Source organism: Paenarthrobacter sp. R1, from assembly GCF_030264015.1.
Lineage (GTDB): Bacteria > Actinomycetota > Actinomycetes > Actinomycetales > Micrococcaceae > Arthrobacter > Arthrobacter ureafaciens.
Genome location: NZ_CP127115.1, coordinates 913,949 through 938,130 on the forward strand (window position 1 = coordinate 913,949; position 24,182 = coordinate 938,130).

27 protein-coding genes are annotated in these 24,182 nt (G+C 62.1%); 13 read left to right on the forward strand and 14 right to left on the reverse strand.

Features of this window, described 5'->3' with window-relative positions:
• Positions 1-45: 45 nt before the first annotated feature.
• Genes QN084_RS04360 through glmS form a run of 3 tightly spaced genes read right to left on the reverse strand, consistent with a single transcriptional unit; the run spans position 46 to position 3,868 of the window.
• Positions 46-1,617, reverse strand: coding sequence for an NAD(P)H-hydrate dehydratase (locus QN084_RS04360; RefSeq protein ID WP_170828565.1), 1,572 nt, complete (start codon positions 1,615-1,617; stop codon positions 46-48).
• Positions 1,618-1,635: 18 nt separating this feature from the next.
• Complete coding sequence (locus QN084_RS04365) at positions 1,636-1,983, reverse strand: holo-ACP synthase (RefSeq protein ID WP_011775548.1); 348 nt, start codon at positions 1,981-1,983, stop codon at positions 1,636-1,638.
• A gap of 4 nt (positions 1,984-1,987) precedes the next feature.
• A complete protein-coding gene (gene glmS / locus QN084_RS04370; RefSeq protein WP_062097453.1) occupies positions 1,988-3,868 on the reverse strand; it encodes a glutamine--fructose-6-phosphate transaminase (isomerizing) in 1,881 nt (626 codons plus the stop codon).
• 145 nt (positions 3,869-4,013) lie between these two features.
• Here glmS and coaA point away from each other — a divergent pair, with 145 nt between their 5' ends.
• Together coaA and QN084_RS04380 are read left to right on the forward strand one after the other, a co-directional pair.
• Positions 4,014-4,979: a type I pantothenate kinase gene (gene coaA / locus QN084_RS04375; protein WP_021472452.1), complete on the forward strand. Its 966-nt coding sequence runs from the start codon at positions 4,014-4,016 to the stop codon at positions 4,977-4,979.
• A complete protein-coding gene (locus QN084_RS04380) occupies positions 4,976-5,836 on the forward strand; it encodes a M15 family metallopeptidase (RefSeq protein WP_062097455.1) in 861 nt (286 codons plus the stop codon). Before coaA ends, QN084_RS04380 begins: the two co-directional genes overlap by 4 nt.
• 84 nt (positions 5,837-5,920) lie before the next feature.
• Here the strand turns inward: QN084_RS04380 and glmM are convergent, their stop codons facing one another.
• From glmM to rplM, 3 genes are all read right to left on the reverse strand, one after another.
• Positions 5,921-7,285 carry a phosphoglucosamine mutase gene (glmM, locus tag QN084_RS04385; protein ID WP_069695766.1) on the reverse strand — a complete coding sequence of 455 codons (1,365 nt, stop codon included), beginning with the start codon at positions 7,283-7,285 and terminating at the stop codon, positions 5,921-5,923.
• A gap of 154 nt (positions 7,286-7,439) precedes the next feature.
• Positions 7,440-7,946 carry a 30S ribosomal protein S9 gene (gene rpsI, locus QN084_RS04390; protein ID WP_021472449.1) on the reverse strand — a complete coding sequence of 169 codons (507 nt, stop codon included), beginning with the start codon at positions 7,944-7,946 and terminating at the stop codon, positions 7,440-7,442.
• Between the two features lie 37 nt (positions 7,947-7,983).
• Complete coding sequence (gene rplM / locus QN084_RS04395) at positions 7,984-8,427, reverse strand: 50S ribosomal protein L13 (RefSeq protein ID WP_021472448.1); 444 nt, start codon at positions 8,425-8,427, stop codon at positions 7,984-7,986.
• Between the two features lie 283 nt (positions 8,428-8,710).
• On the opposite strand from rplM, the gene QN084_RS04400 reads away from it, so the two are divergent.
• The 9 genes from QN084_RS04400 (at position 8,711) to QN084_RS04440 (ending at position 16,718) form a co-directional block, all read left to right on the forward strand.
• Positions 8,711-9,355, forward strand: a complete 645-nt coding sequence (locus tag QN084_RS04400) for a prepilin peptidase (RefSeq protein WP_062097458.1) — start codon at positions 8,711-8,713, stop codon at positions 9,353-9,355.
• Positions 9,356-9,693: 338 nt separating this feature from the next.
• Positions 9,694-9,888 (forward strand): Flp family type IVb pilin, encoded by a 195-nt coding sequence (locus QN084_RS04405; RefSeq protein WP_069695767.1) that lies wholly within the window; start codon positions 9,694-9,696, stop codon positions 9,886-9,888.
• A gap of 104 nt (positions 9,889-9,992) precedes the next feature.
• The gene (locus tag QN084_RS04410) at positions 9,993-10,400 is read left to right on the forward strand and encodes a TadE/TadG family type IV pilus assembly protein (RefSeq protein WP_069695768.1); all 408 of its coding nucleotides are present in this window, start codon (positions 9,993-9,995) and stop codon (positions 10,398-10,400) included.
• 80 nt (positions 10,401-10,480) lie between these two features.
• The gene (locus QN084_RS04415; RefSeq protein ID WP_264450018.1) at positions 10,481-11,428 is read left to right on the forward strand and encodes a pilus assembly protein TadG-related protein; all 948 of its coding nucleotides are present in this window, start codon (positions 10,481-10,483) and stop codon (positions 11,426-11,428) included.
• 43 nt (positions 11,429-11,471) lie between these two features.
• Positions 11,472-12,242 (forward strand): Flp pilus assembly protein CpaB, encoded by a 771-nt coding sequence (cpaB, locus tag QN084_RS04420; protein ID WP_069695770.1) that lies wholly within the window; start codon positions 11,472-11,474, stop codon positions 12,240-12,242.
• Positions 12,239-13,438 (forward strand): CpaE/TadZ family protein, encoded by a 1,200-nt coding sequence (locus QN084_RS04425; RefSeq protein ID WP_069695771.1) that lies wholly within the window; start codon positions 12,239-12,241, stop codon positions 13,436-13,438. The genes cpaB and QN084_RS04425 overlap by 4 nt, the downstream gene beginning before the upstream one ends.
• Before the next feature lie 107 nt (positions 13,439-13,545).
• Complete coding sequence (locus tag QN084_RS04430) at positions 13,546-14,886, forward strand: TadA family conjugal transfer-associated ATPase (RefSeq protein WP_083261964.1); 1,341 nt, start codon at positions 13,546-13,548, stop codon at positions 14,884-14,886.
• A 2-nt stretch (positions 14,887-14,888) separates the two neighbouring features.
• Complete coding sequence (locus QN084_RS04435; RefSeq protein ID WP_083261945.1) at positions 14,889-15,830, forward strand: type II secretion system F family protein; 942 nt, start codon at positions 14,889-14,891, stop codon at positions 15,828-15,830.
• 9 nt (positions 15,831-15,839) lie between these two features.
• Positions 15,840-16,718, forward strand: a complete 879-nt coding sequence (locus QN084_RS04440) for a type II secretion system F family protein (protein WP_069695773.1) — start codon at positions 15,840-15,842, stop codon at positions 16,716-16,718.
• Between the two features lie 134 nt (positions 16,719-16,852).
• Here QN084_RS04440 and QN084_RS04445 read toward each other — a convergent pair whose 3' ends face one another.
• From QN084_RS04445 to QN084_RS04480, 8 genes are all read right to left on the reverse strand, one after another.
• Positions 16,853-17,743 carry a tRNA pseudouridine synthase A gene (locus QN084_RS04445; protein ID WP_069695774.1) on the reverse strand — a complete coding sequence of 297 codons (891 nt, stop codon included), beginning with the start codon at positions 17,741-17,743 and terminating at the stop codon, positions 16,853-16,855.
• 20 nt (positions 17,744-17,763) lie between these two features.
• On the reverse strand, positions 17,764-18,324 hold the full coding sequence (rplQ, locus tag QN084_RS04450; protein WP_031216566.1) for a 50S ribosomal protein L17: 561 nt from the start codon (positions 18,322-18,324) through the stop codon (positions 17,764-17,766).
• A gap of 66 nt (positions 18,325-18,390) precedes the next feature.
• Positions 18,391-19,401 carry a DNA-directed RNA polymerase subunit alpha gene (locus QN084_RS04455; RefSeq protein WP_021472436.1) on the reverse strand — a complete coding sequence of 337 codons (1,011 nt, stop codon included), beginning with the start codon at positions 19,399-19,401 and terminating at the stop codon, positions 18,391-18,393.
• A gap of 137 nt (positions 19,402-19,538) precedes the next feature.
• Positions 19,539-19,940: a 30S ribosomal protein S11 gene (rpsK, locus tag QN084_RS04460; RefSeq protein ID WP_021472435.1), complete on the reverse strand. Its 402-nt coding sequence runs from the start codon at positions 19,938-19,940 to the stop codon at positions 19,539-19,541.
• Positions 19,941-19,991: 51 nt separating this feature from the next.
• Positions 19,992-20,369 carry a 30S ribosomal protein S13 gene (gene rpsM / locus QN084_RS04465; RefSeq protein ID WP_021472434.1) on the reverse strand — a complete coding sequence of 126 codons (378 nt, stop codon included), beginning with the start codon at positions 20,367-20,369 and terminating at the stop codon, positions 19,992-19,994.
• A gap of 193 nt (positions 20,370-20,562) precedes the next feature.
• On the reverse strand, positions 20,563-20,676 hold the full coding sequence (gene rpmJ / locus QN084_RS04470) for a 50S ribosomal protein L36 (RefSeq protein ID WP_011775570.1): 114 nt from the start codon (positions 20,674-20,676) through the stop codon (positions 20,563-20,565).
• 70 nt (positions 20,677-20,746) lie between these two features.
• The gene (gene infA, locus QN084_RS04475) at positions 20,747-20,968 is read right to left on the reverse strand and encodes a translation initiation factor IF-1 (protein ID WP_011775571.1); all 222 of its coding nucleotides are present in this window, start codon (positions 20,966-20,968) and stop codon (positions 20,747-20,749) included.
• Between the two features lie 195 nt (positions 20,969-21,163).
• Entirely contained in the window at positions 21,164-22,096 is a 933-nt protein-coding gene (locus tag QN084_RS04480) for a P1 family peptidase (protein ID WP_285751125.1), read from the reverse strand.
• A gap of 224 nt (positions 22,097-22,320) precedes the next feature.
• Here QN084_RS04480 and QN084_RS04485 point away from each other — a divergent pair, with 224 nt between their 5' ends.
• Both QN084_RS04485 and QN084_RS04490 read left to right on the forward strand, forming a co-directional pair.
• Positions 22,321-23,223, forward strand: a complete 903-nt coding sequence (locus QN084_RS04485; protein WP_021472432.1) for a carbohydrate ABC transporter permease — start codon at positions 22,321-22,323, stop codon at positions 23,221-23,223.
• Positions 23,220-24,149 (forward strand): carbohydrate ABC transporter permease, encoded by a 930-nt coding sequence (locus tag QN084_RS04490; protein WP_069695775.1) that lies wholly within the window; start codon positions 23,220-23,222, stop codon positions 24,147-24,149. Before QN084_RS04485 ends, QN084_RS04490 begins: the two co-directional genes overlap by 4 nt.
• Positions 24,150-24,182: the final 33 nt, after the last annotated feature.

A 24,182-nucleotide genomic window follows, 5' to 3' on the forward strand; every position in this document is an offset into this window, starting at 1 on the left:
ACAACTGCTGCAAGCCTACTCATGACCTACGACAAGACAGTAACCTTACCGTTTTCTCGAGTCGCATTCCGCGCTGAGCGAACCCAGAACGTGGGGTACAGCCCCCATGATCGCCGAGGCAGTAAGGGGCCCCCCGTCAAAAACCCGCGACGCTGCGGTGCCGGCACGGCCATGAACGGTAGCCGCAACTGCCGCCACAGCAGCCCAGCGGTCCTCCACTGCCAGCCCCAAGGCTGCGTAAGCGCCATCGTCGTCCGTCAGTGCCTCAGCGGACTGGGCCATCAACGATCCCAGCACCCCCGCCAGGACGTCCCCGCTTCCCGCGGTGGCCATCCAAGGCGTCCCCTCGGACTGGCTGAAAACAACGCCCGACGGCGACGCCACCAGTGTGGAGGCACCCTTCAGGAGCACTGTGACCCCGGTTTGTTGGGCAGCCAGGCGGACAAAATGGAGCGGCCTGGACTCGACGTCCTCACGGGTCACAGCCACCTCCCCGGCCGCATGCAAGGAGCCAAGCAGGGTAGCGAGCTCACCGGCATGCGGGGTAAGAATCCAGTTCGCAGGACAACGCTCCGGGAGGAGGCTCAGGGCGCCGGCGTCGACCACCACCGGCAGCCCGGCGTCCAAGGCGGACCGAAACGCCTTGCGGGCGCGGTCCTGTTGCTCATTCCCGTCCACGCCGGGTCCGATCAGCCACGCTTGCACGCGGCCGGGTTCATCGCTTTCCCACAGCGATTCCGGGGTACGGGCCAGGACTTGGCGGGCAGCAGCCTCCGGCCCTTGGTAACGGACCATGCCCACACCGGAGACGGCGGCCGCATGCACGCACAATTCGGCCGCCCCCACGTATCGCTCCGAACCGGCCACCACACCCAGCACTCCCCTGGAGTACTTCTGGGAGCGGCGGGTAGGCCGGGGCAGCAAGAGCGCTGCGTCCTTGGCGGTCAGCCGGCGCAGTTCCGGTGCGGCCAACAGGTGCTCGATGCCGATGTCCACCAGCACCACGCGGCCCGCACAGCCTTCGCCGGGATCGGCCAGCAGTCCGGCCTTGATACCACCGAATGTGACCGTGACATCGGCCTCCAGGACCGGCCAGTGCACTTCGCCCGAGTTGGCGTCAACGCCGCTGGGAACATCACAGGCCACCACGCACGCGGGACCGAGCTCCTGCAGGCAGGCAACCAACTCCGCAGCGGCACCGCGCAGCCCACCCCGGGCACCTGTCCCGAGCAGGGCATCGATGACGACGTCGCTTCCGGCAGCCACGACGGCCAGCTCTTCGGGGTCGCCGGATTCCAGGTGGAGCACCCGGCCACCCGCAGCTTCAAACGCAGCCAGCCCTTCCGGATGGGCCGCGTCCGCGGCGAGTACCGCCGTCGTTCGCATTCCCCGGCGCGCCAGCATGGAGGCAGCGAACAGGCCGTCGCCACCGTTGTTTCCCTTGCCGGCCAGCACGGTAACGCTGGCACCGGTGAGCTTGCGCCTTTTCCGGACTTCGCGGACAACTTCCTGCGCCAGGCCATAGGCTGCCCGCTGCATGAGAACAGCGCCCTCACCGGAGTCCAGGAGCGGTTGTTCCGCGTTCCTGATCTGTTGTCCGGTGAAGGCGCTGATCATTGTTCTGTTGTGCCTGCCCTAGCCCTCGGCCAGGACCGTGGCCGTGGCGATGCCGCCGTCGTGGCTCATGGACAGGTGCCAACGCTTGACGCCCTTGGCTTCGGCAACGGCCAGAACCGTTCCCTTCACCTGCACGGTGGGGCCGTTCTCATCAAGGCCGATCCAGCAGTCCTGCCAGTTCATACCTGCAGGAGCGCCCAGGACCTTTGCCACCGCTTCCTTCGCGGCAAACCGGGCAGCCAGGGAACGCGTGTTGAGTTCCCTCTCCGCGGGCACGAACAAACGGTCCCTTAGTCCCGGTGTCCGCTCCAGCTGCCGTCCGAACCGCTCGATGTCTACGACGTCTACGCCAATGCCAACAATCATGCGGTTATTCTACGGTCACGCTCTTGGCGAGGTTACGCGGCTGGTCGACGTCGTAGCCCTTCGCTCCTGCAAGCTCTGCTGCGAAGATCTGCAGCGGAACCGTGGTGAGCAGCGGCATGAGCAGCGTGGGGGTCTCCGGTACGTAGAACACGTGCTCTGCGTAGTCCTTGACCGACTCGTCGCCTTCCTCGGCAATAACCAGGGTGCGGGCACCACGTGCACGGACTTCCTGGATGTTGCTGACCACCTTGGAGTGCAGGGAATCGCGGCCACGCGGGGACGGCACCACGACGAAGACGGGCTGGCCGTCGTCGATCAGGGCGATCGGACCGTGCTTGAGTTCACCGGCGGCAAAGCCTTCGGCGTGGATGTAGGCGATTTCCTTGAGCTTCAAGGCGCCTTCCAATGCCACCGGGTAGCCGACGTGACGGCCGAGGAACAGCACGGACTTCTCGTCCTTCATGCTGCGGGCAAGTTCGCGCAACGGGCCGGAGCCGTCCAGGATCTGCTGGATCTTGGCAGGAATCTTGCCGAGGTCCGCCAGGACATCCTTGATCTGGCCGCTGAAGATGTTGCCACGCAACTGCGCCAGGTAGAGGCCAAGGAGGTAGGCGGCGGTGATCTGAGCCAGGAACGCCTTGGTGGAAGCCACGGCGATTTCCGGGCCGGCGTGCGTGTACAGCACGGCGTCGGATTCACGCGGGATGGTTGATCCGTTGGTGTTGCAGATGGAGATCGTCTTGGCGCCCTGTTCGCGGGCGTAGCGGACGGCCATGAGGGTGTCCATGGTCTCACCGGACTGGCTGATGGAGACCACCAGGGTGTTGGCGTCCACGATCGGATCGCGGTAACGGAACTCGTGGGCGAGCTCAACCTCGGTGGGGATCCGGCACCAGTTCTCGATTGCGTACTTGGCCACGAGGCCGGCGTATGCAGCAGTACCGCAGGCGAGGACGATGATCTTGTTGACCTGCTTGAGCAGCTCGGGATCGATACGGAGTTCATCCAGGGTCAGCTTGCCGTTCAGGTCCGAACGGCCCAGCAGGGTCTGGCCTACGGCGTCGGGCTGATCGTGGATTTCCTTCTCCATGAAGGAGTTGAAGCCGCCCTTTTCCGCGGAAGCAGGATCCCAGTCAACGTGGTATTCCTTGCCCTCGGCCGGAGCGCCGAAGAAGTCGGTGATCTCCACGGAGTCGGCGGTGATGGTGACGATCTGGTCCTGGCCGAGTTCGACTGCACGGCGGGTGTAGTCGATGAAGCCGGAGACATCCGAACCGAGGAAGTTCTCACCGTCGCCGAGGCCCACCACGAGCGGGGAGTTACGGCGGGCAGCAACGACGACGTCGGGCTGGTCGGCGTGAACGGCCAGAAGCGTGAAGGCTCCTTCGAGGCGCTGGCATGCCAGGCGCATCGCAGCGGTGAGGTCACCGCCGTCGCCATTCGCGGAACGGAAGATATCGCCCAGCAGGGCGGCAGCAACTTCGGTGTCCGTTTCGGATTCGAAGGTGACGCCCTTGGCGAGGAGTTCCTGCTTGAGTTCGGCGAAGTTTTCGATGATGCCGTTGTGGATCAACGCCAGGCGGCCACCGTCGGAGAGATGGGGGTGGGCGTTACGGTCGGTGGGTCCGCCGTGGGTGGCCCAACGGGTGTGGCCAATGCCGGTCAGGGATTCCGGGACCGGGTTTGCTTCAAGTTCGCTGACCAGGTTGCTCAGCTTTCCGGACTTTTTCCGGGACGAGATGGTCCCGTCAGCCACTACTGCGACGCCAGCGGAGTCGTAGCCGCGGTACTCAAGACGACGCAGCCCCTCCACAACGACGTCAAGGGCGCTGTGCTCAGCTGCCTTACGAGACGAATTGCCAACATAGCCTACGATTCCACACATGAGGTCAAGCCTACCGGCTCAGTCAAACAACTGACGTGGGACATCCCCTCTCCTCGCCTGACTGGTGAGACACGGATCACGACTCCGGCCATCGCTGCCCGTCGCGCATTTCCTGATCAGCCCTGCGGAGGGCAGAATCGAGAGCGTGACTTTGCAACGCACCGAAGCAAATGGCGACGGCGCTTCTCCCTTTGTTGAGCTGGACCGGCAGACCTGGTCCCGGCTTGCGGCCCAGATGGAGCAGCCCCTCAACGAAGAGGACATCTTCCGCCTCCGCGGCCTCGGCGACCCCCTTGATATGAAGGAAGTACGGGAGGTGTATCTCCCGCTTTCCCGCCTCCTGCACCTCTACGTGGAGGCCTCGCACCAGCTGCACGCAGCCACCACTACCTTCCTTGGCGAACAAACACTGCGCACGCCCTTCGTGATCGGCGTGGCCGGATCCGTCGCGGTGGGCAAGTCCACCATCGCCCGTGTGCTCCGCGAGATGCTCCGCCGCTGGCCCGGGACCCCGAATGTGGAACTCATCACCACCGATGGATTCCTCTATCCCTTGGCCGAGCTGAAGCGGCGCCATCTGCTCGAGCGGAAAGGGTTCCCCGAGTCCTATGACCGGCGTGCGCTGTTACGCTTCGTGTCCGCCGTCAAGGGCGGCGCCGAGGAAGTGCGGGCGCCTTGGTACTCGCACGTCACCTACGACATCGTGCCGGGCAAGGAAGTGGTGGTCCGCCGGCCCGACGTCCTGATTGTGGAAGGCCTCAACGTGTTGGCGCCCGCACGCCCCCGCATCGACGGGAAGCAGGGCCTGGCCCTGAGCGACTTCTTCGATTTCTCCATCTACGTCGACGCCAAGACCTCCTACATCGAGGAATGGTACGTAGACCGGTTCCGCAAGCTCCGCACCACGGCCTTCGCCCAGCCGGAGTCCTACTTCCACCGCTACGCCACCCTGTCTGACGAGGACGCCGAGTCAACCGCCCGTGGCATCTGGAAGCGGATCAACGAACCCAACCTCGAAGAGAACGTCCTCCCCACCCGGGGGCGCGCCCAGCTGGTGCTCACCAAGGATGCGGACCACTCCATCCGGCGCATGCTTCTGCGGAAGGTATGACGCCCGTGGGAAGCACAGGGCAGCCCAGCAGGCGGGCATTCACGGGGCTGTTGACCGCCGGCGCCGGTCTCATCGCCCTCTCCGCCTGCACCCCTGAGACGTCCACGCCCTCCCCCGCTGCGGCTGACGCGCCAACCGGCACTCCCTCAGCAGCCGCCACTACCCCCGCTCCGGAAGTGACTCCTGCGGCAGCGGCCACCAGCACTCCAACGTCAGCTGCATCCAGTCCGTCGCCGTCGGGCGCTGCCGCTACGCAGTACTCACTCACCGACCCCGCCAGCCCCTGGGTGGTGGTCAACAAGCACCGTCCCCTGAACCCGCAAAACTACGTGCCCGCCGATCTGGTGCAGCCCGCCGTGCGGCTCGCCGTCAGCGGCGAAGCGAGCCTGCTGAACACTACGACAGCGGCTGCCGCAGAAAAGATGTTCGGCGCGGCGGCAGCGGAGGGCGTCATCATGGCCTTGGCCTCCGGCTACCGGTCCTATTCCACCCAAGTGGCCACCTACAACGGCTACGTCGCCGGCAGCGGCCAGGCAGCTGCGGACCGTGCGTCGGCCAGGCCGGGCTTCTCCGAACACCAAACCGGCTGGTCCTTCGACATCTCCGACGGCGGTGGAGCATGCAGCTTCCAGCCATGTTTCGCGGAACAGCCTGCCGCAGTATGGGCCAAAGCGAACGCATACAAGTTCGGCTTCGTGGTCCGCTATCCGTGGATGTTCCACGAGATCACCGGCTACTTCTACGAGTCATGGCACCTGAGGTACATCGGCGTGGAGGCAGCCACGGCCATGGCCACGGGCGGCATTGCCACCTTGGAGGAGTACTTTGGCCTGGAGGCCGCGCCGGACTACCTGTGAGATCCAGCGGCGGGCTGCCCCCGCTTTAACGAACGCGGCCCGCTCCCCTTTCCGAGGGCGGGCCGCTTTCGTAAAGTCAGAGCCTCAGACAGCCAGCTCGGTAGACACTGCCAAACGTTCCTTGACCACGGCAGCCAGGCCGGTGCAGATGCGCTCAGCGGTTTCCATGTCCGCAGCTTCAACCATGACGCGCACCAGCGCTTCCGTGCCGGAAGGACGGAGCAATACACGGCCAGTCTCGCCGAGTTCCTCAGTAGCGGCGGCAACGGCAGCTGCCACGCCCTCATCGGTTCCGGCGCGGGCCTTGTCCACGCCCTTGACGTTGATCATGAGCTGCGGAAGCTTGGTCATCGCGGTAGCGAGTTCCTGCAGGCTGCGTCCGGTGAGCGCCACTTGGGCAGCCAGCTGGAGACCGGTCAGGACACCGTCGCCCGTGGTGGCGTAGTCGGAGAAGATCACGTGGCCGGACTGTTCGCCGCCCAGGTTGTAGCCGCCGTCGCGCATCTCCTCGAGGACGTAGCGGTCTCCAACGGCGGTTTCACGGATGGTGATGCCGGCGTCGCGAAGGGCGATCTTCAGTCCAAGGTTGCTCATCACGGTGGCAACCAGGATGTTGTCCTTGAGCTTGCCGGCCTTGTTCAGGGCCAACGCCAGGATGGCCATGATCTGGTCGCCATCCACCTCGTTACCGGCGTGGTCCACGGCAAGGCAACGGTCGGCGTCGCCGTCGTGGGCGATTCCGAGGTCCGCACCGTGCTGAACCACCGCTTCCTTGAGCGGGCCAAGGTGCGTGGAGCCGACGCCGTCGTTGATGTTGAGGCCGTCAGGCTCGGCGCCGATGACAACCACATCGGCACCTGCGTCCTTGAATACCTGCGGCGAGCAACCGCTGGCCGCACCGTGCGCGCAGTCCAGGACTACTTTGAGGCCGTCCAAACGCTTGGGCAGAGTGCGGAGGAGATGGACGATGTAGCGGTCTTCGGCGTCGGAGAAACGCTGGATGCGGCCAACGTCGCCACCCACGGGGCGCTGCGGCTCCTTGCCGAGCTGCGCCTCGATGGCATCTTCCACCTCGTCGGGGAGCTTCTGTCCGCCCCGGGCAAAGAACTTAATGCCGTTGTCCGGCGCCGGGTTGTGGGAGGCCGACAGCATCACGCCGAAGTCGGCGTCGAGGTCTGCCACCAAGTAAGCGGCGGCGGGAGTGGGCAGCACACCGGCGTCGTAGACGTCCACGCCGGAGCTCGAAAGCCCGGCTTCGACGGCCGCGGCGAGGAATTCACCGCTGGCCCGGGGGTCCCTGGCGACGACGGCGCGCGGCCGCTTACCGTCGGTTGTGCGGTCATGGCCGAGTACGACGGTGGCGGCCTGGGCGAGCTGCATAGCCAGCTCCGCGGTAAGCAATCCGTTCGCGAGACCGCGCACGCCATCTGTTCCAAATAATCTAGACATCGGGTCAAGTTTAGACGACGGCGGCCCGGCACCCGTTCACGGCGCGTACGGGAGCGTCACGCCCGCCGCGGTTTCCGCACGTTAAACGACGGAAGCCCGCCCCACCAAATAGTGGAAACGGGCTTCCGTGCCCCGCGAGGGGGCGAAACGCAATTTAGCGCTTGGAGTACTGCTGAGCCTTACGTGCCTTCTTGAGACCGGCCTTCTTACGCTCGATGACGCGGGCGTCACGAGTGAGGAAGCCAGCCTTCTTGAGGGTGGGGCGGTTGTTCTCGACGTCGATCTCGTTCAAGGAACGAGCAATGCCGAGACGCAGTGCGCCAGCCTGGCCGGAGGGGCCACCGCCGTGGATACGGGCGATGACGTCGTAAGCACCTTCGAGGTCAAGAACGCGGAACGGTTCGTTGACATCCTGCTGGTGCAGCTTGTTCGGGAAGTAGTTGGCCAGCTCGCGGCCGTTGATGGTCCACTTGCCGGAACCCGGAACAACGCGAACGCGTGCAACGGCTTCCTTGCGACGGCCAACAGCTGCACCGGCAACGGTCAGTGCGGGGCGCTCCTTCTTGGGCGCGTCCTCGGCGGGTGCGCTTTCAGAGGTGTAGCTGGTGAGGTTTTCCTCAGCCTCGACGGCTTCGGCGGTCAGTTCTTCGTTCTGAGCCACGGTTCTCCTTGAATAAAAAGTTGTTTGGTGGCCAGGACTACTGGGCGACCTGGGTGATTTCGAAAGTCTTCGGCTGCTGTGCAGCGTGCGGGTGCTCCGGGCCTGCGTAGACCTTGAGCTTGCCCAGCTGCTGGGCTGCAAGGGAGTTCTTGGGGAGCATGCCCTTGATGGCCTTCTCAACAGCGCGAACCGGGTTCTTCTCCAGCAGTTCTGCGTAGTTGACGGAGGTCAGGCCGCCCGGGTAACCGGAGTGGCGGTATGCGCGCTTCTGCTCCAGCTTGGCGCCGGTGAGGGCGACCTTTTCAGCGTTGATGATGATGACGAAGTCGCCCATGTCCATGTGGGACGCAAAGGTCGGCTTGTGCTTTCCGCGCAGCAGTGTTGCGGTCTGGCTGGCAAGACGACCAAGGACAACATCGGTGGCGTCAATGACGTGCCACTGGCGGTTGATATCGCCGGGCTTCGGGGTGTACGTACGCACGGTTTTGCCTCGTTCTTGTTCTGGCGTTCATGTTTTGGGACACGCAATAAGACGTGCACCTACTCTGTATGCGTTACCGGAGCAGAGGTGAGGGCTCTATAGACCAGTCATCCCAAAGTCTCGAAATGCCACCCGGGTTACTGACCCTGCAACTGGATCCCCAAGTGGGCATGTGTCATCGAGATAGGACACGCACAACGACTATAAACAATACCTTCAACGGTATGTCCGGGTCAAAATGGGGTGACCGCGCCTTGGGGCCGGCTGCCTTTAAGGAGGGCTCATGACCGACGGACTTACCCTGCCGCTCCTGCTCGCCCTGGGCGGCCTGCTGTTGAGTCCCTTGAGTGAGCTGCTCATCGCCCGGTCGCTCCCCCGGCTCGGCGGGCTTCCCTCTCTAAGGGTACGGATCACGACGGCGGCAGTCACCGCGCTGCTGTTCGGCTTGCTGGGGTGGCGTTTTGGTATTTCCCCGGAGCTGCCGGCCTTTCTTTTATTGGCCCTTCTTGGAGTGCAGCTTTCCCGAATTGATTTTGCCCTCCATTTACTGCCGAACGGCCTTGTTCTGAGTCTTCTGGGGGGCGGCTTGGTACTCCTGGGGGTCTCTTCCGCGCTCTCACCGGGGTGGCCGGAGCTGCTCAGAGCCCTCCTCGGAGGGCTGGTTTTGTTCGCCGGCTACCTGATTTTGGGAATTATTTCGCCGCGCAGCCTCGGAATGGGCGATGTGAAGCTCGCAGCTCCGCTTGGACTGTACTTGGGGTACTTGGGTTGGAAGCAAGTACTCTTCGGCGGACTACTGGGGTTCGTGGTGGGCGGGGTGCTCACGGTGCTGATGTTACGGCTGAGATCCGCGGAAAAACCGGCCGAAACGGCCCACGGCCCCGCTATGGTTGCAGCTGCCCTGGGCGTCGTGCTGGTGCTCCAGTAGTACGTCCTTAGCTCTTCTCTTCCCGTTGGGCAGCGGCCGGTTCCGCCCGGAAAAACCTAAGTCTCCTGAGCTTTCCAAGTAGTCCCATGGCTGTTTCCGTGCCAAAACTGAGTACTCCCCCGGGACCCTACGTGTGAGCGGATATTGGCGCGCCAATAAATCGAGTACGACTACGCATTGTTCCTTGCCATGCCCCTGGGGAATTCTTGAGACATCGAATTCCGGACCGCTAAAGGAAATACGGGGGTAGTTCGGAGGACGTAGCAAATTCACATAATTTGCGGACCTATAACTGAAACCCATCATTTCACAAATCATTATCTGGGAAGGATTTTCCAATGTCTGCTCTTATGCTCTCCGTCACCTCGTTCATCGCCGGCGTCAAGACCCGCCTCACCAAGGAAGAGAAGGGCGCCACGATGGTTGAGTACGGCCTCATGGTCTCCCTGATTGCCATTGTGGTGGTCGCCGGCCTCCTGATCCTTGGTCCCGCCATCAACCAGCTCTTCCTCGACGTCGCGGCCGCGCTTTAGGTCGAAGGAGCGGTTGGCTGCGATGGCGACACCCGTCGCCGCCGCAGCCAACCGTTTTCTTTAAAGCACAAACCTTCTCGTCATTCTGGGTCTGGGAGACGGTCATGAAACCGAAAAAGAACGAGCGCGGCGCAGTAGCCGTGGAAATGGCACTCCTCTTGCCTGTACTACTGCTGATCTTGATAGGCGTTATTGAATTTGGGCGTGCACTGAACGTCCAGGTGTCGCTGACGGAGGCAGCCCGAGAGGGTGCCCGCTACGCGGCCGTCCATTACCAAGAAGGTGGCCTGAACGTCTCCGGCAAAGCTCTGGCGGCAGCTCCCTCGCTCAGCGGGCTGGGGGTCACCGTCACTGATAATGCCGCCGGTTGTGCTCCCGGCTCCAATGTGACCGTGACAACCAACGTCTCTCTGCCTTCAATGTCCGGGTTCCTCGACGCTGGCTTTTTTGGGGCTCGGGGCATCTTCCCACTCAACATGCAAGGCGTAGGAGTCATGCGATGCGGCGGCTAAAGAGGCTACTAACGCGGCGCCTTCGCCGCCCTGCAGATGAACCCAACGAACGTGGCGCCGCCGCCATCCTGGTGGCCGGAATGATGGTGGTGCTTCTTGGCTTCGCAGCCCTGGCTGTTGACGTTGGCGCGCTGTATGCCGAGAAGGCCCAACTGCAGAACGGGGCAGACGCGGCAGCTCTTGCGATCGCCACAGACTGCGCCAACGGCAGTTGCGGCGATAGTTCAGCCACGGGCAACCAGTTTGCCAACAGCAATGCCAACGACAACGCGTCGGGGGCAAGCGTTACTTTCCCGGCAAGCTCCACAGTCCGCGTAGCTACGAACGCTAGGGATACAGCCGGCCAGGACAGCTTCTCCCTTTACTTTGCCCGAATCCTCGGCTTTGACACGACTCCAGTGAACGCCGTCGCGGAGGCACAGTGGGGGGCTCCTTCCAAAGCGAGCACTCTTCCGTGGACTGTCAGCGAGTGCGTCTTCAAGAAGTACCTGTCGCCGACGCAATTGGCATCGCTGAACTCCACCGGTAATTTCACGGGTGATCCGATACCCACACACCTTCTTCTGCGCTATGACGAAAACACGCCTACAGTGCCCGGATGCGCAGCCCAAAACGGTTATCAGCCAGGAGGGTTCGGATGGCTGGTCACCGACGCAGGCTGTTCCACGGAAATCTCCCTAAACGCGACTGTCAACGGACAGCCAGGAAACCACTTTCCTAATGCAGCAGGTTGCAACGCAGCACTGGCAAACATCATGAGCGAGCCTGCTCTGATACCACTATTCAACTCAGCTACCGGAAACGGAAGCAATGCGAAATACACCCTGATCGGCTTCGCTGCATTCCAGGTGACCGGTTATAAGTTCAGCGGCTCTGGGGCCGTTGTGGACCCTCTTGCTCCCAGTTGCAATGGAAACTGCCGTGGGCTTCAGGGGTACTTCACCCGATTCGTAAGTCTCGACGAGGGTATGCAGCCGACAGGCGGTACTACAAATTACGGTGCCTCTGTCGTCTATCTCACGGAGTAGCAACGCTACTCAATTTCGCAACACAAATTCAAAGGAGTAAAAAGTGAAAGCACGCCTACTGGGAGGCATTGCGGCACTGCTATTAGCAGTCATAGGCACCGTCTTGTTGGTCACCTACGTTCAGGGAGCCGACAAGCGGGCGCAGCAAGGGCTCGATCCCGTCACCGTTCTCGTAGCCAAGGAACGCATCCCGGCCGGTACCAAGGCCGAGGACCTAGGTTCCAAAGTCAAGACCGAAACACTTCCTCAGACTGCCGTCGCTCCGGGCACCATCAATGCCTTGGGCGACCAGAACGGGAAAGTCACCTCCGTTGACCTCCAACCTGGCGAACAATTGCTGGGTGTCAAGCTGGTCAGCCCCAAGGATTTGGCTCCCGGCACGGTTCCGGTACCTGACGGTTTGCAGGAGCAAACCTTCATTCTGGCACCGGAACGTATCCTGGGCGGACGCCTGGAAGCGGGCGACAAGATCACAGTCTTCGCATCTTTCAAACTCGACGGGGAGGTGCCGGCTGGCGTTGACCTTCCAGCGGATGTTAAGAGCTGGAAGCAGTACACCAAGTTGCTCTACCACGATGTACTGGTGACTGCCGTCCAACAGGCCGCACCAGATACCGAAAAGAAGTCCGCCAATAGCGACGGCAGCGTTGCATTGCCCAATGGTTCGGCCTACGTCACCGTGGCCCTCAGTGACGCCAATGCGGCCAAGATGGTCTTCGGAGCAGAGTTCGGAACACTCTACCTGTCCAAGCAAACTGATAAGACGGCAACGAGCGAACCCCCCGTCACCACCTTGGGAGGCGTGTTGAAATGACCCGGTTCGTAGCCGTCACGGCTGTCCGTGACTTCGAAGGGCGGGTTCGCCAGGCCATCTCAGGAGCTTTGCACGGTGACCTGCAAACCCTCTCCCCCGAGGTTTTGCAGGGGAGCACCGACGATGTCTTCAAGCAGCTGACAGGTGCGCCGCCGGAAGTGATGATCCTGGGTCCAGGAGTCAATCCGGACGATGCCCTCAAACTGGCCACCGTCTTTGACCTCCAGTACCCGGAGATCAGCCTGTTGCTTGTCTCTGTAACTGACCCGGATATCGTTCTCCGGGCCATGCATGCCGGCATCCGCGACATCGTGTCTCCTGAAATCGAGGTCAACGAGCTGCGAGTGCTGTTGGAGCGTGCCTGCCTGGCAGCGGCCAGCAGACGCCGCGGAATGCAACCCGCGGCGGAATCCGGTCAAGACCGGGGTAGGGTCATCGCTGTCATGTCGCCCAAAGGCGGGGTGGGGAAAACGACAGTAGCTACCAATCTGGCTGTCGGGCTCGGCGCAGTGGCGCCGATGGGAGTCGTCATCGTTGACCTTGACCTGCAATTCGGTGACGTGGCTTCCGGATTGTTGCTGGAGCCCGAACATTCCATCACGGAAGCCGTGCATGGTCCCGCTGCGCAGGACTCCATGGTCCTCAAAGCGTTCCTCACCGTCCATCCGGCCGGAATCTACGCCCTATGCGCACCACGGAAGCCCTCAGAGTCGGACTACATCACCGCAGAACATGTCACTAGGCTGATCAACCAGTTGGCAACGGAGTTTAAGTACGTGGTGGTCGACACTGCTCCGGGGCTCGGTGAACATTGCCTTGCCACGTTGGAGTTGGCTACCGATGGGGTGTGGGTGTGCGGCATGGATGTGCCCAGCATTCGCGGATTGCGCAAGTCCTTCAGTGTCCTCAAGGAACTGCAACTTCTGCCGCAGGGCAGGCATACGGTTCTCAATTTCGCCGACAGGAAGAGCGGGCTGTCTGTTCAGGACGTCGAGGCTACCATCGGCGTTCCGATCGACACAGTTATCCCACGCTCCCGGAACCTTCCCTTCTCAACCAACCGGGGAGTTCCCGTCCTGCAAGGAAATACGCGGGACGCAGCATTCAAGGGTCTCAAAAAACTGGTGGAGCGGTTCGATCCACGTTTGGCCGCCGCGCCCCAGAACAAACTGCATAGAAGGGTGGTGGTCTCGTGAAGTTGTCAGAGAGGTTGTCAAACAATAATCCGCTGGCAGCGGTGCAGGCTTCTGTCGAACGCGACAACGTTTCGGCAGGCGAACAGCCAACTGCTCCGGCCCTGGTCATGCCGGCTCCTGCGGCGCCTATGCTGGGCGGGGCACCCGCGGCCCCTGTCGTGGACGCCTTGGCCGGGTTGAAGCAAAGGGCAGCGTCGGCACTGTTCGAACGGATGGGCACCCGGATCAGCGACGCTTCGGCCTCGGAAGAAGACCTCCGGTCCTTCGCCGTAGATGAACTCTCCACGTTCATCGATGACGAGCAGGTACCGCTTTCACCGGAAGAACGCCGGCGATTGATCCGCGAAATTTCGGACGAGGTCATGGGATACGGGCCACTCCAGCGGCTTCTGGAAGATCCGTCAGTAACTGAAGTCATGGTTAACCGGTTTGACCAGATCTACGTTGAACGCCATGGTCACTTGGCTCTCACTGACCTGCAGTTCAGTTCCGACGACCACCTACGCAAGGTCATCGAGCGAATCGTTTCCAAAGTGGGACGACGAATCGACGAGTCCTCGCCACTCGTGGACGCCCGCTTGGAAGATGGTTCGCGTGTTAACGCGATCATCCCACCCCTTGCAGTCAATGGCCCTTCGTTGACCATCAGGAAGTTCAGCCAGGTGCCGCTTACAGTGAGAAACCTGATCGAATGGGGCTCCATGAGCCACGAGATGGCGGAACTGCTCAGTGCCTGCGTGCTGGCAAGGTTGAACGTTATCGTGTCCGGCGGTACCGGTACCGGCAAGACGACGCTTCTCAACGTCCTGTCCTCCTTCATTCCGGAGTCGGACCGGATCGTCACCATCGAGGATGCGGTGGAGCTCCAGCTCCAGCAACAGCACGTGGTGCGCTTGGAAAGCCGTCCGCCCAACATCGAAGGCAAGGGTGCAGTAACTATCCGGGACCTGGTGCGGAATTCGCTGCGTATGCGACCTGACCGCATCATCGTCGGCGAGGTCCGCGGCGGCGAATCCCTGGACATGCTCCAGGCTATGAACACCGGCCATGATGGCTCGCTATCCACAGTCCACGCCAATTCTCCCCGGGACGCGATCGCAAGGCTCGAGACGCTGGTCCTCATGGCAGGTATGGACCTCCCCCTCCGTGCCATCCGGGAACAAGTGTCATCCGCCGTAGACCTGATTGTGCAGGTGACGCGCTTGCGGGACGGCACACGCCGGGTCACCCATGTCACCGAGGTTCAGGGGATGGAAGGCGACGTGGTCACACTCCAGGATGCCTTCCTCTTCGACTACTCGGCGGGGCTTGACGCCCAAGGACGGTTCCTGGGCAGGGCTCTGCCAACTGGTATCAGGCCACGATTCCTGGACCGCTTTACTGAACTTGGCATCCACGTCTCGCCGTCCGTGTTCGGAATCGCCGCCGCTCCCGTGGGGAGGCGATAGCCGTGGACTCCCCCATCGTGTTTTACGCCGCGCTGGGAATGTGCGTCGCCGCCCTGTTTGTGGTGGTCGTGGTGGTCCTCAAGCCGCGCAATGGAAGAATTCCTCTTTCGCGTCGGCGCAATGGGGCACTGCAGGACGAGTCGGCGGTAGGCAGGGTGTCCCAGTCCGCCGTGCAGCTCGTCGACACTGCCATCGGCCGCTCTGGTGGACCCTTCAACCGGGATGTCCTCTACAAGGCCGGAGTGAAGCAGGCTCCCGCCGACTTCACCGTGCTGGTGGTCATTGCCACTGTTCTGTCGGGGGCTCTCGGCACCTTCTTGGGCAACCTGGTCCTAGGCTTGCTGCTGGCCCTTTGCACCCCCTTCGCGGCAAAGCTGGTCCTCGTCTTAAAGACTGACAGGCGCAGGACAAGATTTGATGCCCAGCTAACAGACACCATCCAGATGTTGATCGGCGGCCTTCGGGTCGGCCATAGCATCATGCGGTCCTTGGAGGCGGCGGCACAGGAAGCCCAAGCTCCCACTTCGGAGGAACTCAGTCGGATTGTCAATGAGGTCCGTGTTGGCAAGGATCCGCGCCAAGCCATCGAGGACTGCGCTGCGCGTATGAAGAGCGAGGATTTCCGGTGGATCGGCCAGGCCATCCAGATCAACCGCGAGGTCGGTGGCGACCTCGCGGAGGTCCTTGAGCAAGTCGCCGGGACTATCCGCGAACGCGGCGAGATCAAAGCGCACGTCAAGGCTCTCAGCGCCGAAGGCAAGATGTCAGCCTACATCCTCATGGCTCTACCGGTGGGTGTAGGCCTCCTTCTGACCGTCATGAATGCGAAGTACATGGCCATTTTTGTGACCAATGTTTGGGGCATTGCGATGCTGGTCGCCAGCGCCATCCTGTTCGTTCTTGGCGGCTTCTGGATGAGCCGCACCGTGAAGATCAAGTTCTAGGAGAATGACATGTCATTCATTGCGTGGCTGATCATCGCCGTCATTGTGTTACCGCTCAGCTATTTTATGTGGAGCCTTGCCACCATTGACCGCAAAGGCATCGTCGCCATACACACCAACCTGGGTTCAGGTTTTGCCCAAGGTGCCGGCGTTACTATCCAGCGGCCACCGCTGCTGCTCGGTGTGGCGCGGAAACTGACCCCAGGCAGTTACGAGGCCAAGCTGGACCGATGGCTGGCCCTCGCCGGCCGCCCGAAGTCCATGCCGCTGACAAAACTGATTGCCCTCAAACCAGTTTTGGCCGTGTGTGGCGCTGTTTTTGGCCTGCTCCTCATTTTCGCTGGACCTGGGCCACTCAGCATCTGCTTCACAATCTTCCTCACTGCGTTCTTGTATTTCATCCCGGATCTGCTGATTTACAACACCGGGATCAAGAGGCAAGAGGCCATCCAACTGGAGTTCCCTAACACCTTGGACCAGATGCTGATTTCTGTAGAAGCAGGTCTAGGTTTTGAAGGAGCTATTGAAAGGGCCTCGACCGAAGGTGCCGGGCCTCTGGCACATGAACTCATGAGGACACTCCAAGACATTCAAGTTGGCCGTCCGCGCCCCGAAGCCTACGCCGCGCTGGCTGAGCGCTGTACGGTCCCGGACGTCCGCAGTTTCGTCCTCGCTGTCGTACAAGCAGATAAGTACGGTATCGGCATCGCGAATGTCCTGCGTGCCCAAGCAAAGCAGGCACGCGTGAAGCGCCGACAGAACGCAGAAGAGCGTGCCATGAAGCTGCCAGTGAAAGTGCTTTTTCCCCTGCTGTTCTGCATCTTCCCGGTACTTTTCATCATTCTTCTGGGGCCCGCCGTCCTCAAGATCGTCCAAGTCTTCATGTGAGGTTGTGAGGCACCTCCCATAGACCGGCCGTCCGCGGATCCCAGACCACGGGCGGTCACCATGGCCCCCTTCCGGTACCCAGAGCCGGGAGGGGGTCCTCCAACGCCCAGGCCCAGGAAACGGCAACGAAGGAACTACTCCCGCCTGGCCCGTGTCAGCTCAGCCCGCGCAAGCAGCTCGTCATCCGAGGGGTAGGCGACTTCTTCGAGAACCAACGGGTGCGGCGCAGCGAGCAAGGACTTCGGATCACGCGCCCGCTCCAAAAGGCGTTCGTGCAGCCATGCCGGAGGCTCAAGTCCCTCCCCCACGCGCAACGTGGATCCCACAAGGGACCGCACCATGTTGTGGCAGAAAGCATCGGCCCGCACCGTGGCAACGATGACGCCGTCCGCACCCCGTGAGAAGGAGAACTGTTGCAGCTCGCGGATGGTAGTAGCTCCCTCGCGCGGCTTGCAGTAGGAGCGAAAGTCCTGCAACCCCAGCAACAGCGACGCACCGGAATTCATGAGGTCAACATCCAGCGGAGCCTTGTGCCACAACGTGATCCCTCTCAGCACCGGATCCCAACGTTGGGTTCCGTCAGCAACCCGGTAACTATAACGGCGCCACAAGGCAGAAAAACGGGCATCGAAGCCGGAAGGCGCCAGACCGGCGTCGTGCACTTCAATCGCACCTGTGAGATCCCCGAGCACGCGGCTCAACGCACCGCGAAGGCGGCGCCGCAGCGAAACCGCGGGATCGACGTCGTGACCGCGGGTCAAACCCAACCACTCGGCGGATGTGAAGTCGATGTGAACTACTTGTCCGCGGGCGTGGACACCTGCGTCCGTGCGCCCGGCCACCGTGACCCGCACGGGCCTGCGCACCAGGAGGGCCAGTGCCTCCTCCAGCGCGCCCTGGACTGTCAGCAGCCCGGGCTGGACCGCCCATCCGCTAAACGGTCCACCGTCGTAGGACAGGTCCATCCGGATACGCAAAAACCCGCCGCCCTCCGAAACGGGGGCAGCGGGTTTTTGTTCGTTCATAGACTCAAGTCTACTGAAATTTACTTCTTGTCCTCATCGGCCGGAGCCTCTTCGGTCTGAGCTTCTTCAGTCTCGGCAGCTTCAGCGGCCGGAGCCTCTTCAGCCTCGGGGGCCTCAGCAGCTTCGGTCTCAACAACCTCTTCCTCAGCAGGAGCTTCGGCAGCCGGAGCGGCCTTGGCAGCGGCAGCGGTTGCTTCAGCAACTACAGCCTGCTTGGGGGAAACGGGCTCGAGAACCAGTTCGATGACAGCCATGGGAGCGTTGTCGCCCTTGCGGTTGCCGATCTTGGTGATACGGGTGTAGCCACCGTCACGGTTGGCAACAGCGCCGGCGATGTCAGTGAACAGCTCGTGGACGATGCCCTTGTCGCTGATCAGGCCGAGGACACGGCGGCGGGAAGCGAGGTCGCCACGCTTGGCGAAGGTGACCAGACGCTCTGCGTACGGCTTGAGGCGCTTGGCCTTGGTAACCGTGGTGGTGATGCGCTTGTGCTCGAAGAGCGCTGCTGCCAGGTTCGCGAGCATCAGGCGCTCGTGAGCCGGGCCGCCTCCGAGGCGCGGACCCTTAGTGGGGGTAGGCATAGTTATTTCTCCTGTTGTGTAAGCCGGCCGGGTCCATCACTGGACCCGTCGACCAAGATCTGCTTTTTAGAGCTCGTCGTCGCTGAACGCGGCGTCGTCCTCTTCGATGGCTGCGGCGCGGGCTGCGAGATCGAAACCGGGAGGGGAATCCTTGAGGGACAGACCCAGTTCGACGAGCTTTGCCTTGACCTCGTCAATGGACTTCGCACCGAAGTTACGGATGTCCATCAGGTCAGCCTCGGAGCGGGCAACGAGTTCACCCACGGTGTGGATGCCCTCACGCTTGAGGCAGTTGTAGGAACGGACCGTGAGGTCCAGATCCTCGATCGGCAGAGCCATGTCAGCTGCCAGGGCAGCGTCAGTCGGCGACGGGCCAATCTCGATACCTTCAGCTGCGGTGTTCAGCTCACGGGCCAGACCGAACAGTTCCACCAGGGTGGTGCCTGCAGAAGCAACAGCGTCACGCGGAGCGATAGCCTGCTTGGTCTCGACGTCGACAATGAGCTTGTCGAAGTCGGTGCGCTGCTCAACACGGGTAGCTTCCACGCGGAAAGTTACCTTCAAGACAGGCGAGTAGATCGAATCGACCGGGATACGGCCGATCTCGGAATCGCCGGACTTGTTCTGAGCTGCCGAAACGTAGCCACGGCCGCGCTCGATGGTCAGTTCGAGTTCGAACTTGCCCTTCGAGTTCAGAGTGGCAATGTGCAGATCCGGGTTGTGGAATTCGACGCCGGCCGGCGGAGCGATGTCCGCGGCGGTGACGACTCCGGGGCCCTGCTTGCGCAGGTACGCAACAACCGGCTCATCGTGCTCGGAGGAAACCGAAAGGTTCTTGATGTTCAGGATGATCTCGGTGACATCTTCCTTGACACCCGGAACCGTGGTGAACTCGTGCAGCACGCCATCGATCCGGATGCTGGTTACAGCAGCACCGGGGATGGAGGAGAGCAGGGTACGGCGGAGGGAGTTTCCGAGGGTGTAACCGAAGCCCGGCTCCAGCGGTTCAATAATGAAACGGGAGCGGTTCTCGGCTACAACTTCTTCGGACAGGGTGGGGCGCTGTGCAATGAGCACTTAGGTTTCCTTTCGGCGAGCATCCGCTATATGACGCAACACAGGTGGTGGAAATCGGCTTCGGTTTCCAGCCTGACCAGCCGGACCATGCTTGTGGATTCACAAGCAGGCCCGGCCGTCAGGCAGGTGCAACCTAATTAGACGCGGCGGCGCTTCGGCGGGCGGCAACCGTTGTGGGCGCTGGGGGTGACGTCCTGGATGGAGCCAACCTCGAGGCCAGCAGCCTGAAGCGAACGGATTGCGGTTTCGCGTCCCGAACCCGGGCCCTTGACGAAAACGTCAACCTTGCGCAGACCGTGCTCCTGAGCGCGCTTTGCAGCAGCTTCAGCAGCCATCTGGGCGGCGAACGGGGTGGACTTACGGGAGCCCTTGAATCCAACCTCACCGGCGGAAGCCCAGGAGATCACAGCACCGGTCGGGTCCGTGATGGACACGATGGTGTTGTTGAAGGTGCTCTTGATGTGCGCCTGTCCAAGCGCAATATTCTTCTTATCCTTGCGACGCGGCTTACGAACCGCTCCACGAGTCTTCGGGGGCATTATTTCTCCTACAGAAAGTTATCGGGGGAAAACCAGGTCAATCCCGAGGGATTAACGTCCGGCCTTCTTCTTGCCGGCGACGGTGCGCTTCGGTCCCTTGCGGGTACGAGCGTTGGTCTTCGTACGCTGACCGCGTACGGGCAGGCCCTTGCGGTGGCGCAGGCCTTCGTAGCTGCCGATCTCAACCTTGCGGCGGATGTCAGCGGCTACCTCGCGGCGAAGGTCACCCTCAACCTTGTAGTTGCCTTCAATGTAGTCACGCAGCTGGACCAGCTCGGCGTCGGTCAGGTCCTTGACGCGGACGTCAGGGCTGATGCCGGTGGCAGCCAGGGTTTCGTGTGCACGGGTCTTGCCCACGCCGTAGATGTAAGTAAGCGCAATTTCCAACCGCTTTTCGCGGGGAATGTCTACGCCAGCGAGACGAGCCATAGTGGCGGTACTCCTTGAATAAACCGGAGGTCGTAGGCAGTACACCCGCACTGTCAGTGCGGCCCCAGCCTCCGACCGGGGGTACGCTGTCCGGGCTCTGTAAAGCGTCCCGGCTCAGCTTGTGCTGCCTTTATTTACTTGCGTGGGTAGCAACCCAGGTTTGCCCTCGCGGGCGCTGATTCCCTTGGGGGAATTAGCCCTGGCGCTGCTTGTGGCGCGGGTTCTCGCAGATCACCATGACCCGGCCGTTACGGCGGATCACTTTGCACTTGTCGCAGATCTGCTTGACGCTCGGCTTGACCTTCATGGCGTTCCTTTGCGTGTTTTGCAGTTGATCTGCTGGAGCGGCCCAGGCATAGCCTCAGTCGCCCAGCAATTTACTTGTAGCGGTAGACGATACGACCACGTGTGAGGTCGTATGGGCTCAGCTCCACCACTACGCGGTCCTCGGGGAGGATTCGAATGTAGTGCTGACGCATCTTCCCAGAGATGTGTGCGAGAACGACGTGCTTGTTGGTGAGCTCAACACGAAACATCGCGTTGGGCAGCGCCTCAGTCACAACGCCCTCGATCTCAATGACCCCGTCCTTCTTGGCCATATCCTCCGCTAACTGTTGTTTGCCGCAGTCCTCCGGTTAGGCACCGGCGATCCAGCGGACGTTTTTTGTTTGCTTTGGTCTTCTTCGAACCACCACACCAAAAAGGGCGTGGCTGTACAGACAACCAACAGACAACTTTACGCCACAAAGGCGGGAAAGTTAAATCCGCCATGGTAGCGCAACAACTCCGGCGCGTCACTCCCCGGCGGCGCGGTACGCGGGGAAGGTGCCGGCCGCCGTCGTGATGCCTTCGGCCGCAAGGATGCCATCAAGGACTGCCAGCCGGACAGCTTCCGCCGCTGCGCTTTGCAGCGTGATCAGCGAAACCTGCCGCGCCTGTTCGGTACTGCGGTCAAGCCCGACGGCGCCGGTCGCCAGCGCGAACACAGTGTCGCCGTCGGCGAGGGTGTGGGAGGGGTCCACGGCGCGCGCGAGCCCGGCATGTCCGCTGTTGGCTGTCCGCTTGCACTCGGCGACGTCCAGGACCGCATTCGTCGCAATGACGACGAGCGTGGTGTTCAGCCCGCCCTGGTGGCCCTGCACAACCGGGCCTGCCCCCACCGGCGCGCCCAAAGCATTGACCACCGCCAAGGCACCAACCACGACTCCCCCATCCAGCGTGATCGACGCCGTCCCCACGCCGCCTTTGTACTGTCCGCGGGCAACTACGGCTCCGGTGCCGGCGCCAACATTTCCACGCCCGACGCCGGCATGGTCGCCCGAGGCGAAAGCTGCGGCAGCTGCCTGGTAGCCCATGTCCGCGTCGGGCCGGGCATGGACGTCACCGCCGCGCCCGAGGTCGAAGATCGCCGCGGCGGGAACGATTGGCACCACGGTGCCCGGGACGGAGAATCCCCTCCCTTGTTCCTCGCACCAACGCTGCGCCCCATGCGCCGACACCAGCCCGAACGCGCTCCCACCGGTGAGGACTACGGCATCCACTGTGGGCACGAGTGTGGTGGGATCCAAGGCGTCAGTCTCGTGCGTGCCGGGTCCATCACCACGCACGTCCACCGAACCCACGGTTCCCGGAGGCGGAAGAACCACAGTCACGCCGGTCAGCCACCCGTCGCCGATCTTTTGTACCTGCCCTACGCGGATGCCGGGAACGTCGGTTATCTGACCCATGGCTCCATTCTCCACCCGCACCGCCGCGCTCCAACTGGTAGCCCGACCTCACGTAAGAACACTGAGGGAACTATCCGTAAACAGGCCCGTAAAAGTTAGCCAACTATCGCTTGAATGTCCCCGTTTGGCTCACTGCGGGCTATTCGCTGTGGTGAGCTAGGGCTGTCTCCGCCGCCCCGGTCCGGGCCCGGCACTAAAAATTCGCCTCACAACGTAAGTGATCCATGACTACCCGACTCGTAACCAACTGGTCCGGCCGCAGCCGCAAGGATTTCGTCGTATTCCTTGCCATGGCATTGCCGAACCTGGCCCTGATCGCCACCTTCACCTACTGGCCGCTCATCAACAACATCTACTACTCCACGCTGGACTGGACGCTCGGTTCGGCCTCGGCCACAGTGGTGGGCCTGCAGAACTACGTCACGTTTTTCACCGGCGAGGACGCGCCGAAGGTCCTGGGCACCACGGCGGTCTTCACGGTCGTCACAGTGGGTGGCTCCATGGTCCTGGGGCTGCTTGTCGCTCTGGCGCTGAATTCCAAAGTCAGGGGCACCACGTTTGCCCGGTCGGTGGTCTTCGCACCGTACGTGCTCTCCGGCGTCGGCGTCGGATTGGTATGGCTTTTCATCTTCGACCCCGGCTATGGCGTCCTGGCGTGGATCCTCCGCGGCCTGGGGCAACAGAGCCCGCAGTGGATGAACGATCCGCAGTTGTCATTGGTGATGGTCATGATCGTCTACGTGTGGAAGAACCTGGGCTACTGCGCCGTGGTCTACCTCGCCGGGCTGCAGTCCCTGCCACGGGACGTCATGGAAGCCGCTGCCCTGGACGGCGCCAACAACGTGCGCCGGTTCTTCAACATCTCAGTTCCCCTGCTGTCCCCCACCACGTTCTTCCTGCTGATCACCACCATGCTCAGTTCCCTGCAGGCCTTCGACCTGATCCGCATCATGACGCCACTCGGAAACGGGACCAGCACTTTGATTTACGAGGCCTACCTCCAGGCGTTCGGTGCCTACAACCGGGCCGGCTACTCGGCAGCAATCTCCGTGGTGCTCTTCGCCGTCCTCCTGGTCATTACGGTCCTCCAACTGCGCTTCGTTGAGCGAAAGGTCCACTACTCATGAGCGCCCAGTCTCCCGCCGTCGTCGTGCCTTCCAACGAACCGCAGTGCCACGATCCGCAGCCCGACCAGCCGCAGCCCGTGCCCCGGCCGTTGTCCAGGACGAACCTAATCCAAACGCTCGCCGCCGGCTACGTCCCGCTGGTCCTCACCACGTTGGTGGTGTTCCTGCCCCTGTTGTGGATGGTGCTCAGCTCCTTCAAGCAACCCGGCGAGATCGTCACAACCGACCTGAAGATCCTTCCGGACTCGTTGAACCTGGAGAACTACGCCACGGCAATGACCACGGTCCCCTTTGCGCAGTTCTTCGCCAACAGCCTGGTCGTTACCACCGTCGGCTCCACCATCAAGGTGGTCCTTGCCATCCTGACTGCCTACGCCCTGGTGTTCGTCCGGTTCCCGTTCAAGAACGTGATCTTCGTGCTGATCCTGGTGGCCCTAATGGTCCCGGCCCAAGTGTCCATCCTGCCCAACTACATCCTGGTCGCAGGCATGGGCGGAAAGAACACCCTGTGGGGCATCATCCTTCCGGGCCTGGGAACGGCGTTCGGAACGTTCCTTCTCCGCCAGCACTTCCTGACCCTTCCGCCGTCCATCCTTGAAGCCGCAGAAATCGACGGCGCCGGGCATTGGCGGCGGCTGTGGCAAATCATCGTTCCGGTATCCCTGCCCTCTGTGGCCACCGTTGCCCTGGTGACCGTGGTCAGTGAATGGAATGACTACATCTGGCCACTCATCATCACCGATCGACCGGAAACCATGACGCTGCCGGTAGGCCTCACCCTGCTCCAAAACTCCGAAGGAAACGGCGCCGGCTGGGGAATCCTCATGGCGGGCGCCGTTCTGGTGATCGTCCCCATCCTGCTGGTTTTCGCCGCACTGCAGCGCTACATCGTCGCTGGCCTCACCCAAGGCAGCGTCACAGGCTGACATTCTCCAGCCACACCAATTCGCATCGTAGAA